The organism is Micromonospora chaiyaphumensis (genome assembly GCF_900091435.1).
GTDB classification, from domain to species: domain Bacteria; phylum Actinomycetota; class Actinomycetes; order Mycobacteriales; family Micromonosporaceae; genus Micromonospora; species Micromonospora chaiyaphumensis.
The window spans coordinates 324,973-339,032 of record NZ_FMCS01000005.1; the positions used below are offsets into that span (position 1 = coordinate 324,973).

Annotated in this window: 18 protein-coding genes; 10 read left to right on the forward strand and 8 right to left on the reverse strand. The window is 75.0% G+C overall.

The genetic code is table 11. The annotated features are described in order from the left end of the window. Position 1: 1 nt before the first annotated feature. Positions 2 to 289 (reverse strand): GNAT family N-acetyltransferase, encoded by a 288-nt coding sequence (locus tag GA0070214_RS16065; RefSeq protein ID WP_091263579.1) that lies wholly within the window; start codon positions 287 to 289, stop codon positions 2 to 4. Continuing rightward, the gene (locus tag GA0070214_RS16070; RefSeq protein WP_091263582.1) at positions 286 to 1,512 is read right to left on the reverse strand and encodes a cysteine desulfurase-like protein; all 1,227 of its coding nucleotides are present in this window, start codon (positions 1,510 to 1,512) and stop codon (positions 286 to 288) included. The genes GA0070214_RS16065 and GA0070214_RS16070 overlap by 4 nt, the downstream gene beginning before the upstream one ends. A gap of 74 nt (positions 1,513 to 1,586) precedes the next feature. Here GA0070214_RS16070 and GA0070214_RS16075 point away from each other — a divergent pair, with 74 nt between their 5' ends. From GA0070214_RS16075 to GA0070214_RS16105, 7 genes are all read left to right on the forward strand, one after another. After that, on the forward strand, positions 1,587 to 1,952 hold the full coding sequence (locus GA0070214_RS16075) for a hypothetical protein (RefSeq protein ID WP_091263584.1): 366 nt from the start codon (positions 1,587 to 1,589) through the stop codon (positions 1,950 to 1,952). A 62-nt stretch (positions 1,953 to 2,014) separates the two neighbouring features. Then, positions 2,015 to 2,836, forward strand: coding sequence for a DUF1206 domain-containing protein (locus GA0070214_RS16080; protein ID WP_091263585.1), 822 nt, complete (start codon positions 2,015 to 2,017; stop codon positions 2,834 to 2,836). 78 nt (positions 2,837 to 2,914) lie between these two features. Beyond that, positions 2,915 to 4,111, forward strand: a complete 1,197-nt coding sequence (locus tag GA0070214_RS16085; protein ID WP_091263587.1) for a mechanosensitive ion channel family protein — start codon at positions 2,915 to 2,917, stop codon at positions 4,109 to 4,111. Positions 4,112 to 4,480: 369 nt separating this feature from the next. Beyond that, on the forward strand, positions 4,481 to 4,915 hold the full coding sequence (locus tag GA0070214_RS16090) for a phage holin family protein (protein WP_091263589.1): 435 nt from the start codon (positions 4,481 to 4,483) through the stop codon (positions 4,913 to 4,915). After that, positions 4,912 to 5,253, forward strand: coding sequence for a DUF3618 domain-containing protein (locus GA0070214_RS16095; RefSeq protein ID WP_091263591.1), 342 nt, complete (start codon positions 4,912 to 4,914; stop codon positions 5,251 to 5,253). Before GA0070214_RS16090 ends, GA0070214_RS16095 begins: the two co-directional genes overlap by 4 nt. Next, positions 5,250 to 5,522, forward strand: a complete 273-nt coding sequence (locus GA0070214_RS16100; protein ID WP_091263592.1) for a DUF4235 domain-containing protein — start codon at positions 5,250 to 5,252, stop codon at positions 5,520 to 5,522. Before GA0070214_RS16095 ends, GA0070214_RS16100 begins: the two co-directional genes overlap by 4 nt. Before the next feature lie 288 nt (positions 5,523 to 5,810). Continuing rightward, on the forward strand, positions 5,811 to 6,014 hold the full coding sequence (locus tag GA0070214_RS16105) for a cold-shock protein (RefSeq protein WP_007075740.1): 204 nt from the start codon (positions 5,811 to 5,813) through the stop codon (positions 6,012 to 6,014). A gap of 92 nt (positions 6,015 to 6,106) precedes the next feature. On the opposite strand, the gene GA0070214_RS16110 is transcribed toward GA0070214_RS16105, so the two are convergent. Next, positions 6,107 to 6,304, reverse strand: coding sequence for a hypothetical protein (locus GA0070214_RS16110; RefSeq protein ID WP_091263594.1), 198 nt, complete (start codon positions 6,302 to 6,304; stop codon positions 6,107 to 6,109). A 91-nt stretch (positions 6,305 to 6,395) separates the two neighbouring features. Further along, positions 6,396 to 7,379, reverse strand: a complete 984-nt coding sequence (locus GA0070214_RS16115; protein ID WP_091263596.1) for an aldo/keto reductase — start codon at positions 7,377 to 7,379, stop codon at positions 6,396 to 6,398. An 84-nt stretch (positions 7,380 to 7,463) separates the two neighbouring features. Between GA0070214_RS16115 and GA0070214_RS16120 the strand changes: the two genes are divergently transcribed. Together GA0070214_RS16120 and GA0070214_RS16125 are read left to right on the forward strand one after the other, a co-directional pair. Further along, positions 7,464 to 8,291 carry a trans-aconitate 2-methyltransferase gene (locus GA0070214_RS16120; protein ID WP_091263598.1) on the forward strand — a complete coding sequence of 276 codons (828 nt, stop codon included), beginning with the start codon at positions 7,464 to 7,466 and terminating at the stop codon, positions 8,289 to 8,291. Beyond that, the gene (locus GA0070214_RS16125; RefSeq protein ID WP_091263599.1) at positions 8,288 to 9,313 is read left to right on the forward strand and encodes an adenosine deaminase; all 1,026 of its coding nucleotides are present in this window, start codon (positions 8,288 to 8,290) and stop codon (positions 9,311 to 9,313) included. Before GA0070214_RS16120 ends, GA0070214_RS16125 begins: the two co-directional genes overlap by 4 nt. On the opposite strand, the gene GA0070214_RS16130 is transcribed toward GA0070214_RS16125, so the two are convergent. From GA0070214_RS16130 to GA0070214_RS16140, 3 genes are all read right to left on the reverse strand, one after another. Then, entirely contained in the window at positions 9,270 to 9,545 is a 276-nt protein-coding gene (locus GA0070214_RS16130; protein ID WP_139141865.1) for a hypothetical protein, read from the reverse strand. The genes GA0070214_RS16125 and GA0070214_RS16130 overlap by 44 nt on opposite strands. Before the next feature lie 237 nt (positions 9,546 to 9,782). Then, positions 9,783 to 11,171 (reverse strand): HAMP domain-containing sensor histidine kinase, encoded by a 1,389-nt coding sequence (locus tag GA0070214_RS16135; protein ID WP_091263603.1) that lies wholly within the window; start codon positions 11,169 to 11,171, stop codon positions 9,783 to 9,785. Between the two features lie 29 nt (positions 11,172 to 11,200). Continuing rightward, positions 11,201 to 11,890 carry a response regulator transcription factor gene (locus tag GA0070214_RS16140; RefSeq protein WP_089155714.1) on the reverse strand — a complete coding sequence of 230 codons (690 nt, stop codon included), beginning with the start codon at positions 11,888 to 11,890 and terminating at the stop codon, positions 11,201 to 11,203. A 73-nt stretch (positions 11,891 to 11,963) separates the two neighbouring features. Here GA0070214_RS16140 and GA0070214_RS16145 point away from each other — a divergent pair, with 73 nt between their 5' ends. Beyond that, complete coding sequence (locus GA0070214_RS16145) at positions 11,964 to 12,890, forward strand: ADP-ribosylglycohydrolase family protein (RefSeq protein WP_091263605.1); 927 nt, start codon at positions 11,964 to 11,966, stop codon at positions 12,888 to 12,890. Positions 12,891 to 13,069: 179 nt separating this feature from the next. On the opposite strand, the gene GA0070214_RS16150 is transcribed toward GA0070214_RS16145, so the two are convergent. After that, the gene (locus GA0070214_RS16150; protein ID WP_091263607.1) at positions 13,070 to 13,954 is read right to left on the reverse strand and encodes a DUF1775 domain-containing protein; all 885 of its coding nucleotides are present in this window, start codon (positions 13,952 to 13,954) and stop codon (positions 13,070 to 13,072) included. Between the last annotated feature and the right edge of the window lie 106 nt (positions 13,955 to 14,060).

Consider the following 14,060-nt stretch of genomic DNA (forward strand, 5'->3'; position numbering starts at 1 on the left):
GTCAGGGCTCGGGGACCACCAGGTCGGCGTACTCGGGGTGGCGCTCGATGAACGCGGCCATGAAGCGGCACTGCGTGGCGACGCGACCGCCCCGCTCGCGGATCTGGTCGAGTGTGCCCCGGATCAGCGCCGAGCCCACCCCCATGTTCTGGAAGCGCTTGTCCACCTCGGTGTGCGTGAAGACCAGCACCTCCCCGCGCGGCACGTACTCGGTGGACCCGGCCAGCGCGTCGTCGACCAGGATCTCGAAGCGGTGCCGCGCGGGGTTCTCCTCGACCAGGAAGCTCACCCGGCCATTCTCTCCCCGGTCGCCGCCAGCCGGTCGAGTTCGGCCAGCAAGCGGTCCACCTCCTCGGCGGTGTTGTAGTGGTAGACGCTGGCCCGGACCGCGCCGCCGCTGTCCCGCAGGCCCATGGTCCGGAAGTACTCGTAGGCGTAGTAGTCGCCGGAGGACAGGCAGACACCGGCCGCGCCCAGCGCCGCGGCGGTCTCCGCCGGGGCCGACCCGGCCACCCGGAACGACACCGTGGGGCAGCGCCGGGCCGGCGAGCCGTGGACGGCGATCCAGGGGCGGTCGGCCAGGCCGGCGAGCAGCCGCTCGAAGACGGCCTCCTCGTGCGCCTGGGCGGCGGCCAGCCCGGCCCGGACCCGGTCCCGGCGGCTGCCGGTCGCGGCCGGGTCGAGGGTGGCCAGGTGGTCCACCGCCGCGACCACCCCGGCCAGCAGCGGGAAGCTCGGCGTGCCGTACTCGAACCGGTCCGGGACCGCGTCGGAGGAGGGGATGAGCTTGGCCGGGCGCAGCGCCGCCCAGCGGGCCGGGTCGGCGGCCATGGCGGCCAGGTGCGGCCCGGACCACTTGTAGGCGCTCGTCACCAGGAAGTCCGCGCCGAGCGACGCCAGGTCGGTGGGCCCGTGCGGCACCGCGTGTACCCCGTCCACGCAGACCAGCGCGCCGGCCGCGTGCGCGGTCTTGGCGATCGCCGCCACGTCCGGGACGGTGCCGATCGCGTTGCTGCCGGCGGTCACCGCCACGAGCCGGGTGCGCTCGGTGACCAGGTCGGCGTACTGGCCGGCGGGCAGGTCACCGGTCGCCGGGTCGAACTCGGCCCAGCGCACCGTCGCACCGGCGGCCTCGGCCGCCTGCACCCACGGCCGGACGTTGGCGTCGTGGTCGAGCCGGGAGACCACCACCTCGTCGCCGGGCCGCCAGCCCGCGCCGAGCGTCCGGGCCAGGGTGTACGTCAGCGCCGTGGCGCTCGGACCCAGCACCACGCCGCCGGGCTCCGCGCCGAGCAGGTCGGCCACCGCGGCGCGCGCCGCGGCCACCAGATCCAGCGACCGCCGGCCCGGTACGAACGCGGTGCTCCGGTTGCCGGTGGCGGCGGTCATGGCGGCGGCGACCGCCTCGATCACCGGCCGGGCGGTCTGGGTGCCGCCGGCGCCGTCGAAGTGGGCGAAACCCTCGGTCAGGGCGGGGTAGGCGGCCCGGGTGCGGGCGATGTCGAAGGGCATGCCGGGACCCTAACCCGCCCCGCAACGGTCACCGGCGGGTGGCGCTGTGGCCGGCGTCTCGTACCCTTGGCCGGGTGACGAACCGACGCGTTTCCCCCTTGCTGACCCCCACCCGCCGGGCCGCCGGCCTGCTGGCCGGCCTCGCGCTCGGCGCCGCGCTGCTGGCCGGCTGCAGTTCGGAGAACGCCTCCACCGACTGCGGCCTGGACGCCTGCACCGTCACCTTCGACCGGGGCGTGGACGCCAGCGCCACCGTCCTCGGGGTCGAGGCGAAGCTGGTCGGCGCCGAGGGCGACCAGGTCACCGTCGAGGTGGCCGGGGAGCAGCTCTCGCTCACCGTCGGCCAGCAGGCCACCCAGGTCGGCGGCTTCTCGGTGACCCTGGACAGCGTCACCGACCAGCAGGTCGTCATCCGGGTGGCGCACGACCCCAACAGCTGATCGCGGGGCCGGGCGGCGGCGGCCCACGTTTGGAAATCTTCGCACCGGGAGATTGAGGCGCCATGTCTCTCACCCGGAACGCCGGAGCCACCGCCGCCCAGGCCGCGAACAGCAGGTGGCTCGAACTGTTGACCCGGGCCGGCTTCATCGGCTACGGGATCGTGCACCTCCTGTTCGCCTGGCTGGCCGTGCAGATCGCCTTCGGCAAGTCGGGGGAGGAGGGCAACCAGAACGGCGCCCTGCGCACCCTGGGCGCCCAGCCGCTCGGCAAGTTCCTCCTCGTCGCCATCGCCATCGGGCTCTTCGCCATGGCCATCTGGCAGGCGTTCGAGGCGGTCATCGGCCACCGTTTCCTGCGTGGCAGGGAGAAGCTCTTCGAGCGGATCGCCTCCGTCGTCCGCGTGATCGTCTTCGTCTGGCTGGGCTGGACCGCCATCAAGGTCTTCCAGGACGCCAGCAGCAACGCCGCCGACCAGCAGCAGCAGTTCACCGAGAAGCTGATGGCCTCCGAGGGCGGCCGGTGGCTGGTCGGGCTGGCCGGCCTCGTGCTCGCCGCCGTCGGCATCGGCATGGTGATCTACGGGCTGAAGAAGGAGTTCGAGCGCAACCTGAAGACCGGCGAGATGAGCCCGAGGACGCGCACCCTGACCCGCCGCCTCGGCATGGCCGGGTACGCCGCCCGCGGCGCCGTCTTCGCCATCGCCGGCCTGCTGATCGTGACCGCCGCCGTGAAGTACGACCCGGAGAAGGCCCGCGGCCTGGACGCGGCCCTGCGTACCCTCCGCGACCAGTCGTACGGGCCGGTGCTGCTGGCGCTCATGGCGCTGGGCATCGCCGCCTTCGGCGTCTACTGCTTCTTCCAGTCGCGCTACCGCCGGGTGTGATCCTGGTCGATACGCGATAGTCCGGGCACCATTGGGCCTTTGCCCGATTCCCGCCCGGCCGGAGGGAGAGTAGAGAACGTGCAGACCTACCTCGTGACCGCCGCCGCCGCGCTCGCCGCGGCGGCGGTCGCGCTGTTGCTGGTCGAGGTGGTGCACCGGGCCACCCGCCGGCTCGGCCGGCGCTCGCTGCTGATGACCGAGCTGACCGAGCACTCGCACCGCTCGTTCCAGGTGGCCGCCACCGTGCTCGCCGTGCAGCTCGCCGTCCGGTTCACCACCCTGTACGCCGTGGGCAGCCCGTGGCGGCAGGTCGTCCTGCACGCCCTGGTGCTCGCCCTCATCGCCGCGACCGCCTGGCTGGTGGCCTCGCTGCTGGTCGTGGCGGAGGACACCGCGCTGGCCCGGTTCCGGGTGGACGTGCCGAACAACCGGCACGCCCGGCGGGTGCGTACCCAGGTGGTGCTGCTGCGCCGGCTGACCATCGCGGTCATCGTGGTGCTCGCCCTCGGCGTGATGCTGATGACCTTCCCCGCCGTCCGCGGCATCGGCGCCGGCGTGCTGACCAGCGCCGGTGTGGTCGGTGTGGTCGCCGCCCTGGCCGCGCAGAGCCTGCTGGGCAACGTCTTCGCCGGCCTCCAGCTCGCCTTCAGCGACGCCGTACGCCTCGACGACGTGGTGGTGGTCGAGGGGGAGTGGGGCCGGATCGAGGAGCTGACCCTCAGCTACGTGGTGGTGCAGATCTGGGACGACCGGCGGCTCATCCTGCCCACCTCCTACTTCACGAGCACCCCCTTCCAGAACTGGACCCGGACCGAGGCCGCCGTGCTCGGCACCGCCGAGTTCGACCTGGACTGGGCCATCCCGGTGCAGGCCATGCGGGAGGAGCTGCGGCGGCTGTGCGAGGGCACCGAGCTCTGGGACGGCCGGGTCTGCGTGCTCCAGGTGACCGACGCGACCGGCGGCATGGTCAAGGTCCGGGCCCTGGTCAGCGCGGCCGACGCGGGCAGCCTGTGGGACCTGCGCTGCCTGGTGCGCGAACACCTGGTCGCCTGGGTGCGCGACCAGCGCCCCACCGCCCTGCCCCGCCTGCGCGCCGAGGTGGGTGACACCGGCGGCCCCCTGCCCTGGCAGGCGGTGCAGCCACGCCGGCCGGCCCGCCGGCGGCCCGACACCGAGGTACCCGACGACGCGCGGGTCTTCGGCGGCAGCGACGACGGCGAGGCCCGCAGCGAGGCGTTCGTCGGCCGCGAGGAGCACGCCGACGCCCGCCGCTGACTTCGCGTACCCCCGTTCCGGAGCCCCCGGCCGCCGACCCTCATTCGGTCCGTAGCGCCGCCTGGCGGCGCGGAGGCCGAATCATGGTCGAACGTGGCGCCGGGGGCTCCGCGCGTCGGCCGCGTCCTCGTGACCTCGCCCTCGGCCGGCCCGTTGCACCTCCTGAACGGCGGCGCCACCGCGGCCGTTCGGGCCGTCCGCGTTTGATCGGCGCATGACGGGGGACCTGCTGCGCACGCCCCGGATCCGGCCGCCGCCCGGCGGCCGGGAGAGGCGATGGTGCGCGGCCGGGCCGACCGGCCGCTCCGCGCAGGATTGACGGGCGGCGACTCCGGGCATACAGCGCGGTGATGATGAAAGGAGGACAGCATGGCTGACGTCGCGAGTCGCAGCGCGTCCCGGACCGGGCACGAGCCGTCCACCGCGGAGCTGGTGCAGCGGGCCACCGAACAGGTCACCCGCCTGGTGCGGGACGAGCTGGCGCTGGCCCGGGCGGAACTGACGCAGAAGGGCAAGCACGCCGGGATCGGGATCGGTCTGTTCGGCGGCGGCGGGGTGATGGCCCTCTACGGCGCCGGCGCGCTGGTCGCCACGGTGATCCTGCTGCTGGATCTGGTCATGCCGGCGTGGCTGGCCGCGCTGATCGTGGCGGTCGCGCTCTTCCTGCTCGCCGGCATCCTGGCGCTCGTCGGCAAGAAGCAGGTCAGCCGTGCCGTCCCGCCGGTGCCGGAGGCGACGGTCCGCAGCGTCCGGGCGGACGTCGACACCGTCACCGCCGCGGTGAAGGACGGGAGGCGGGCATGACCGGCAACGGGACCGGGGACGTGGCGGCGCTCCGGGAGGAGATCCGCCGGACCCGGGTGGAGCTGGGTGAGACGATGGAGCTGCTGGCCGCCAGGGCAGACGTCAAGGCGCTGGTGCGGCACTCCGCCGAGCAGGCGAAGGTGCGGATGCGCGAGCAGGCGGCGCTGACCGTGGCCCGGGTGCGCGGGCAGGCGGCGGAGAAGGCCCGGCTGGTCCGGGCGCAGGCGTACGACAAGGGCGGCGCGGTCGGGCGCAACCCGGTGCCGTGGGCGACGGTCGCGGCCGGTGCCCTGGCCACCGCGGTGGTGCTGCTGATCATCCGGGGGAGGCGCAGGTGAGCAACAGGATCGGCAAGGCCGCCTACAAGCCCGTGGGGGTGCTGCTCGGTCTGGCCGCCGGCACCGTCGCCGGGGTCATCTTCCGGCAGGTCTGGAAGATCACGGCCGGTGACGGCGAGGCGCCCAGCGCCACCGACGAGGACCGCCGCTGGGGCGAGATCCTCGCCGCTGCGGCGTTGCAGGGGGCGATCTTCGCGGTCGTCCGTGCCGCCGTGGACCGTGGCGGCGCGGTCGGCGTACGCCGGCTCACCGGCCGCTGGCCCGACTGATTCCATACGCACGAAAGGCCCCTTTCCGCCTCGTCGGACAGGGGCCTTTCGCATGGCCCGGCCGGCCCGGCCAGTGGCTCTGCCGCAACCGTCAGGTCACATGTCGGAGAATTTCGTCGGGTAGGCTGTGCGAAGTTTTTGCGTACGTGGTTTGCTGTCTCACGCTGTTGAGAGACGCGTGGGTTGAGAGAAGTCTCCTTCGATGGGGGCCGCCTCAGGCGCCGCTGCTCGAAAACGGCCAATCGGCCGCACGGCGTGCTCGGCCGCCAGTTTTAGAAGGAGATACACATGGCGCAGGGAACCGTGAAGTGGTTCAACGCTGACAAGGGCTTCGGCTTCATCACCGTCGACGGCGGGGGTGCTGACGTGTTCGTCCACTTCTCGGCCATCCAGACCAGCGGCTACCGCACGCTGGAGGAGAACCAGCGGGTGGAGTTCGAGATCGCCCAGGGTCAGAAGGGTCCGCAGGCCGAGCAGGTCCGCCCCATCTGAGCTGTCGGAGCACCGGCCGCGCCGGCCGGTGTGCAGAAGCCCCGCGTCCCTTCCGGGAGGCGGGGCTTTTCCGCATTGTGGACTCCCGGTGTTCAGCCGCGCCGGCGCCGGGCCCGCATGCCGAACCAGAGCGCGACGAGTCCGATGAGGACGAGCACCGGGCCGACGGCCGCCCAGATCCGCTGGTCGGTCAGCACGCTGCCGTCGACGTAACCCAGGCCCGTGACGGTCCACAGGGCACCGAGCACGACGGCGAGCAGCCCCACGGTGAGCCGGAACCAGCCCCTCATCGTTCCCCCTCCGCCGACGCGCGCCCCGCTCCAGCATGCCCGTGGGCGCCGGCCCGCGGCGACGCCGCGCCGGGGGGCCGCCGGTCCGGGATCACCACCGGTCGTGCACCTGCGGCCGGATCAGCTCGTCGTAGGTGGCGCGCACGGCGGCCAGTTCCACCTCGGTCAGCGGCGGCAGGCCGGCCGCCGCGGCGTTGCGCCGGGCCTGCTCGGCGTTGCGGGCGCCCGGGATGACCACGGTGACGCCGGGCTGGTCGAGGATCCAGCGGAGCGCGAACTGGGCCATGGTCCGGCCCTCGCCGACCAGCGGCGCGAGCCGGCGCACGGCGGACAGGCCGAGGTCGTAGTCGACCCCGGAGAAGGTCTCGCCGACATCGAAGGACTCACCGTGCCGGTTGAAGTTCCGGTGGTCGTCCGCCGGGAAGGTGGTGCGCTCGTCGTACCGGCCGGAGAGCAGGCCGCTCGCCAGGGGCACCCGGGCGATGATGCCGACCCCGGCCTTCGCGGCCTCGGGCAGCACCCGCTCCAGCGGCTTGTGCCGCACCGCGTTGAGGATGATCTGCACGCTGGCCACGCCGGGGCGGGCGATGGCGGTGAGCGCCTGGTCGCAGGTCTCGACGCTGACGCCGTACCCGGCGATCCGCTCCTGCGCGACGAGGGTGTCCAGCGCGTCGAAGACCCGGTCGTCGGCGAAGACCGCGGTGGGCGGGCAGTGCAGCTGCACCAGGTCGAGGGTGTCCACGCCGAGGTTGGCCCGGGACCGGTCGGTCCAGGCCCGGAAGTTGTCCAGGGTGTACGCCTCCGGCGTCTGCGGCACCCGCCGGCCCATCTTGGTGGCCACGGTCAGGCCGTGCCCGGGGCGCTCGCGCAGGAAGCGGCCGATGAGCTGCTCGCTGCGGCCGTCGCCGTAGACGTCGGCGGTGTCCAGGAAGGTGACGCCCGAGTCGACGGCGGCGCCCAGCACGTCGAGGGCCGCGCTCTCGCTGACCTCGCCCCAGTCGGCCCCGAGCTGCCACGCGCCGAGTCCGATGATGCCGACGTGCCGGCCGAGCCGGTCGAAGCTGCGCTGTTCCACCCGGTCGAGCCTAGTGAGCCGCTTGCCGGGACGCTCGCCGGGCCGTATCTTCCAACAAGACGTACGTACGGTTTGGAGGCGGCCATGTGGGATCCGAGCACCTATCTGCGCTACGGCGACGAACGCTCCCGCCCCTTCCACGACCTCGTGGCGCGGGTCCCGGCGGAGCGGCCCCGCGCGGTCGTCGACCTGGGCTGCGGCCCCGGCACCCTGACCGCGACCCTCGCCGGCCGCTGGCCGGACAGCCGGATCAGCGGCCTGGACTCCTCACCGGAGATGATCGCGCGGGCCCGCGCACTGGGACGGGTCCGCGGCCTGGCCGCCGGAACCGGGGTCCTGGAGCCGGTCGCCTTCGCGGTCGGCGACGTGCGCGACTGGCAGCCGGAGCCCGACGTCGACGTGGTCGTGTGCAACGCGGTGCTCCAGTGGGTCCCCGGCCATCAGGACCTGCTCACCCGCTGGGCCGGCGCGCTGCCGGCGGGCGCCTCGCTGGCGTTCCAGGTGCCGGGCAACTTCGCCGCGCCGTCGCACCGGGCGCTGCGCGAGGTGGCCGGGCGGGAGCGGTGGCGGGACACCCTCGCCCCGCTGCTGCGCGAGGCCCCGGTCGAGGAGCCGGTGGACTACGCCGCGCTGCTGGTCGGTGCCGGCTGCGCCGTCGACGCCTGGGAGACTACCTACGTGCACCTGCTCCCGGCCGCCGGCGCCGACCATCCGGTGCTGGCCTGGATGGAGGGGACGGCGCTGCGCCCGGTCCGCGCCGCGCTCGACGACGCCGGCTGGGCCGACTTCCGCGCCGAGCTGGGGGTACGCCTCGCCGAGGCGTACCCGGTCCGGCAGGGTCAGGTGTACTTCCCGTTCCGCCGGATCTTCGTGGTGGCCCGCACCGGCGCCCGCGCAGAGGAGAATCTGTGACCGACCTGCCCACCTTCATCGCCGGACTGCCCAAGGTGGAGCTGCACGTGCACCACGTCGGCTCCGCCTCGCCCCGGATCGTGGCCGAGCTGGCCGCCCGCCACGAGGGGCGCAGCCCCGTCCCGGCCGACCCGGAGGCGCTCGCCGACTACTTCGCGTTCCGCGACTTCGCCCACTTCATCGAGGTCTACCTGAGCGTGGTGGACCTGATCCGCGACGCCGAGGACGTCTGGCTGCTCACCCACGAGGTGGCCCGGGAGCTGGCCCGCCAGCAGGTCCGGTACGCCGAGCTGACCGTCACGCCGTACTCCCACGTGCACCGGGGCATCCCGGCGCCGGCGTTCTGCGAGGCGATCGAGGACGCCCGCAAGCGGGCCGAGGCCGACTTCGGCATCGCGCTGCGCTGGTGCTTCGACATCCCCGGCGAGGCCGGCCTGCCGGCCGCCGAGCAGACCCTGCGGATCGCCCTCGACGAGCGGCCGGACGGGCTGATCAGCTTCGGCCTGGGCGGCCCGGAGATCGGGGTGCCGCGGCCGCAGTTCAAGCCGTACTTCGACCAGGCGCGCGCGGCCGGGCTGCGGTCGGTGCCGCACGCCGGCGAGACGACCGGCCCGGAGACCGTCTGGGACGCGCTGCGCGAGCTGGGCGCCGAGCGGATCGGGCACGGCATCTCCGCGGCCCTCGACCCGGCGCTGCTCGCCCACCTGGCCGAGCGGCGGATCCCGCTGGAGGTCTGCCCCACCTCCAACGTGCGGACCCGGGCCGTGGCCACCATCGAGGAGCACCCGCTGCCCCAGCTCGTCGAGGCCGGCGTGCTGGTCACCGTCAACTCCGACGACCCGCCGATGTTCGGCACCACGCTCAACGACGAGTACGCCGTGGCGGCCCGGCTGCTGCGCCTCGACCCGGCCGGGGTGGCGGCACTGGCTCGCAACGCGGTCACCGCCGCGTTCCTGGAGCCGGGGGAGCGGGCCCGGATCAGCGGCGAGATCGACGCCTATCTGGCGGGCGCGACGCGCTGAGCGGACGGGACGGCACCGGCCGCCGGGACACCCGCAGCGGCCGGCGCCGCCCGGCCAGGGCCAGCCCGAACCCGGCCATCGCGGCCACCGCGACGGCGGTGGCGGGCAGGTCGTCGGCGGACCGGTCGGGGCCGGCCGCGAGCACCGGGTCCTGCCAGGCGGCGAGGGTGAGGGCGACGCCGAGGCCGATCACGGCGGCCCAGCGGAGCAGGCGGCTCACGCGTGGCGTCATCACGGTCACCTCACGCCCGGGGTGCGGCTCGGCGGGGAGAAGCGGCGCGCGGCGGGAGCGAGGTGTGGGGGGACCGAACTCCCGCCGCGCGCACTGCTCCGCCGACCGGAGGTGTTACGGGGCGTCCCGGCCGACGGAACCGATGGGTTCGGTCCTGATCCTGACAGCCCGGCCCGCCGCCGCGGCCGTCGTTAACCGACTCCTAAGGAAGACTTGCGCCGGCCCACAACCGCCGGCTCAGCGCGGGCGCGGCCAGCGCCGGCCGGCCTTCGGCTCCCGGGCGTCGCGCGCCATCCGCCCGACCAGGCCGAAGCGGTTGACCTGCCGGGGCGTCGCCTCCGGATCGGCCAGCAGCATCACGACGCTGGCCCCGCCGAGCCGGGCCCGGTCGATGCTCACCGAGCCGTTGGCCTGCAACGCGACCCGCTTCGCGATGTCCAGCCCCAGCCCGGTGGAGCCCTGGTCGCTGGCGCCGCGACGCAGCGCCCGGTCCGGGTCGGTGATGCCCGGGCCGGCGTCGTCGATCCGGATCGCCACCCAGCCGTCCCGCCGGCTCACCGCCACCTCGAACGCGGTGCCCTGCGGCGTGTAGCGGAAGACGTTGCCGATCACGGCGTCCAGCGCCGCGGCCAGCTCGGCCCGGGGCACCGGCGCGGGGATCCGCAGCTGCGCGCCGACCACCCGGTGCGGCCGGTTCTGGTCGCCGGCGAGGGCCGACCAGAAGACCATCCGGTCCCGGACCACCTCGCTGACGTCGCAGGTCGCCGGCCCGGTCTCCTGGCTGACCGCCTTGCGGGTGGTCGTGATCAGCTGGTCGACCTCGCCCTCCAGCGTCACGATGGCCTGCCGGATCCGCCGGATGCCGCGGCGGCGGTCCAGCTCCGCCTCGCTGAACGTGCCGATGCTGGTGTCGTCGGACTCCAGCGCCTCGGCGTCCAGCCGCAGCGCGGTCAGCGGCGTCCGCAGCCGGTGCGACAGGTCGGCGACGAGTTCGCGCTCGTCGGCGCGGAGCGCGACCAGCCGCTCCGCCATCCGGTTGAAGGCGTGCCCGGCCTCGGCCAGCTCCCGCGGCCCGGTCGGCTCGACCCGGACGCCCAGCTCGCCGTCGCCCACCGCGAGGGCCGCCTTCACGAGCTCGCCCGTCGCGTCGACGGCCCGGGCGGCAACCCGGTCGACCACGATCACGGCGGCGCCGACCAGCGCCACCGCCACGGCGAGCAGCAGCAGCCACCGCCCGCCGGCGCCCTCGTCGAGCACCTCCTCGGGGACGAAGACCTCCACCACGGCGACCCGGTCGCCGAGCACCACGGGGTCCAGCCGGAGGACACCGCCGGGCACGTCGGTGATCACGGAGCGCCGCTCGGCGGCCGCCCGGTCCAGCGCCGCCGCGTCGGCACGGCCCGCGCCCTCGTCGACCCCGATCCCGTGTACGACGGGCCGCAGCGCCGGGTCGTCGCCGCTGGCCGCCACGGCCCGGCGGACGATCTCCGGGTCGGTGCTGACGGCGAGCGCCCCGGTGACCAGCGCGCTGCGCCGGGCCGCGTCGGCCAGCTTCTCCTCGCGCGCCTGGTCGGACAGGGTGATCCCGAGCGGGATGAGGAAGGCGAGCGCGACGAGGCTGCACATGCCGGCCGTGAGCCAGGCCAGCGCCCGCCTCAGTCCGGCGCCACCAGCCGGAAGCCGACCCCCCGCACGGTGCGCAGGTAGCGCGGCTTCGCCGCGGACTCGCCCATTTTGCGGCGCAGCCAGTAGAGGTGAACGTCGATGGTCTGGTCCTCGCCGACCGAGGGCTGCCGCCATACCTCCTCCAAGAGTTCCCGCCGGGACACTACCCGGCCGGGACGTGCGGCGAGATACGCCAGCAGGTCGAATTCCTTGCGGGTCAGGGCCAGCGGCTCACCGTCCAGCACCGCGCTGCGCTCACCCACGTCGACCCGCAGGCCGCCGACCGTGTGCACGGCGGGCTGGACGGTCCGGCTGGCCCGGCCCGCCCGGCGCAGCACGGTGGTGATCCGGGCGTCCAGGTGGGCGCCCGTGAACGGCTTGACCATGTAGTCGTCGGCGCCGGCGCGGAGCAGCCGCACCACCGACTGCTCGTCGTCGCGCGCGGTCGCGATGATGATCGGCACGTCAGTGATGCCGCGCAGCATCCGCAGCGCGTCGGAGCCGTCCAGGTCGGGCAGGCCGAGGTCGAGCACCACGAGGTCGGGGGTCTCGGCGGCGACCCGGCGCAGCGCGTCCAGCGCCGTGCCGACGGCGTGCACGGCGTGCCCCCGGTCGGTCAGGGACCGCAGCATCGCGCCGCGGACGACGTGATCGTCTTCGACCAGGAGGACGGTTGCCACGTCAGCACCGTACTCGGCGTGGCAAGTTGATCGCGTTGCGGCGCTCCTGCGAACCGGGCAAGCTGGGACGACGATGACGTTCACTCTCTACCCCGACACCCGCCTGACGCTGGCGCGCGACTCGCTGGCCGGCCTGTCGGTCGGCGACGCCCTCGGCGCGCGGTTCTTCGTCCCGGGCAGCGCGGTCGCCGCCTGGGCCGACGCGCTGCCGCCCGGCCCGTGGCCGTGGAGCGACGACACCGAGATGGCCTGCTCGGTGCTGACCGTGCTCGCCGCGCACGGCCGGGTGGACCGGGACGCCCTCGCGCTCGCCTTCGCGGCGCACTACGACCCGGCCCGTCGTTACGGCGCCGGCGCCGTGGAACTGCTCGAACTGATCCGCGCCGGCACGCCGTGGCCGGTGGCCGCCGCGTCCGCGTTCGACGGGCAGGGCTCCTGCGGCAACGGCGCCGCCATGCGGGTGGCCCCGCTCGGCGCCTGGTACGCCGACTCCACCCGGCGTGCCGCCGACCAGGCCCGCGCCTCCGCCGAGGTGACCCACGCCCACCCGGAGGGGGTCGCCGGGGCGGTCGCCGTGGCGGTGGCCGCCTCGCTGGCCGCCCGGGCCCGGCTCGACGGGGACCGGCCCGAGCCGGCCCGCCTGCTCGCCGTGGTGGCCGGCGCCCTCGACCCGGCCGGCGAGGTGCACCGGGGGATACGCCGGGCCGCCGCGCTGCTCGGCCACCCGGCCGGGGAGGTCGCCGAGACGCTGGGCAACGGCTCCCGGGTGACCGCGCAGGACACCGTCCCCTTCACGCTCTGGGCCGCCGCGACCCACCTGCACGACTACCCGGCCGCGATCCGCGCCTGCGTCGAGGCGGGCGGGGACGTCGACACCACGGCGGCGATCGTCGGTGGCGTGGTCGCCGCTCACACGGGTGTCGGCACCCCGGGCGGCGTGCCGGACGGCTGGCTCGCCGCCCGCGAACCCCTCCCGCCCTGGCTCACCGCCCCCGCCTGACCGCCCCCGCGACCTCGCACCCGCGGCCCGTCCCGCATCGGGTCCGGGTGGATCTGCCCGGGTAGGAACCGCGCGACCGGCAGCGGCCAGCGCGCCGTCCGGAGTTGTGGCTTCCGGATCTTGGCGAGTTGTCGTTCGCCACGAACGGCAAGTCGCCAAGATCTCCGCGCGCGGAGCGCTCAGCGGGAGCCCGAGGCCGTCAGGGGTGCCGTTTTCGTGGCGGCGGGGCACGGCTCGGCAGGGTCCTCCTCGGAGGTGTCGCCGGCGGGGGTGGGGTCGCCGCCGGTCGGCGCGGAGGGGTCGGGTGGCAGCGCGAGGGCGGCGCGGCGGCGGCTCAGGAGCCAGCCCAGGGCCGCGCCGCCGGCCAGCCCGGCGAGCAGCCCGCCGCCCAGCAGCAGGTCGGCGCTCGGTCCGTCGTCGGCGGGTCGCGCCGGGGTGGCCGCCTCGGCCGGCGCCCCCGGGGCCGGGTTCCCGTGGCCGGCGTGGCCGGGCGGCCCGGCGGCCGGGTCGCCGTGGACGGCGGCGCCCGGCGGCGGGGGCAGCAGGGCGACCGTCGGGGCGGGGTGGGCGCCACCGGGCGGGTCGGTCCAGCGGACCACGGTGCCGTCGGCGTAGGTCTGGATCACCGTGAAGGTCAGCCGGTCGGTGGCCGGCATCGGGCCCATGCCGAGCGAGAGCCGGGCCGGCCCGGTGGTGCCGGGCATCCGGATCCAGGTCACCGCGTCGGTCACCTGGTTCAGCTCCGACGAGTGGATGCCGGCGACCGGCCGGTCGAGGGTGCGGGTCGTGATGGACGGCGCCCAGTCCGGCACGGAGAGCGGGTAGACCTCGCCGATCGGGGCGTCCGCGGGCATCCGCAGCTCGATCCGGCTGGTCCGGCTGCCGGCCCGCTCCTCGGGCAGCACGACGGCCAGTTCGATGGCGTCGCCCTGGTGCACCTGGGCGGGGGAGGTCGTGACGGTCACCTCGGCGGCGCTCGCGGCGCCGGGCCAGCCCAGCGTGCCGCCGACCGCGGCGGCCAGCAGCGCGATCGCCCACCACCGGCCCCGACGGGTCATGGTCATGGTCGTCCCCATCCGTGTCGACGCGGCCGGTCCGGCTCCGGCCCCACCCGGTAGTTCGGGCGCGGGGACGGAAAGGTTCAACGCGGGACGGAACTGATCGCCGGGG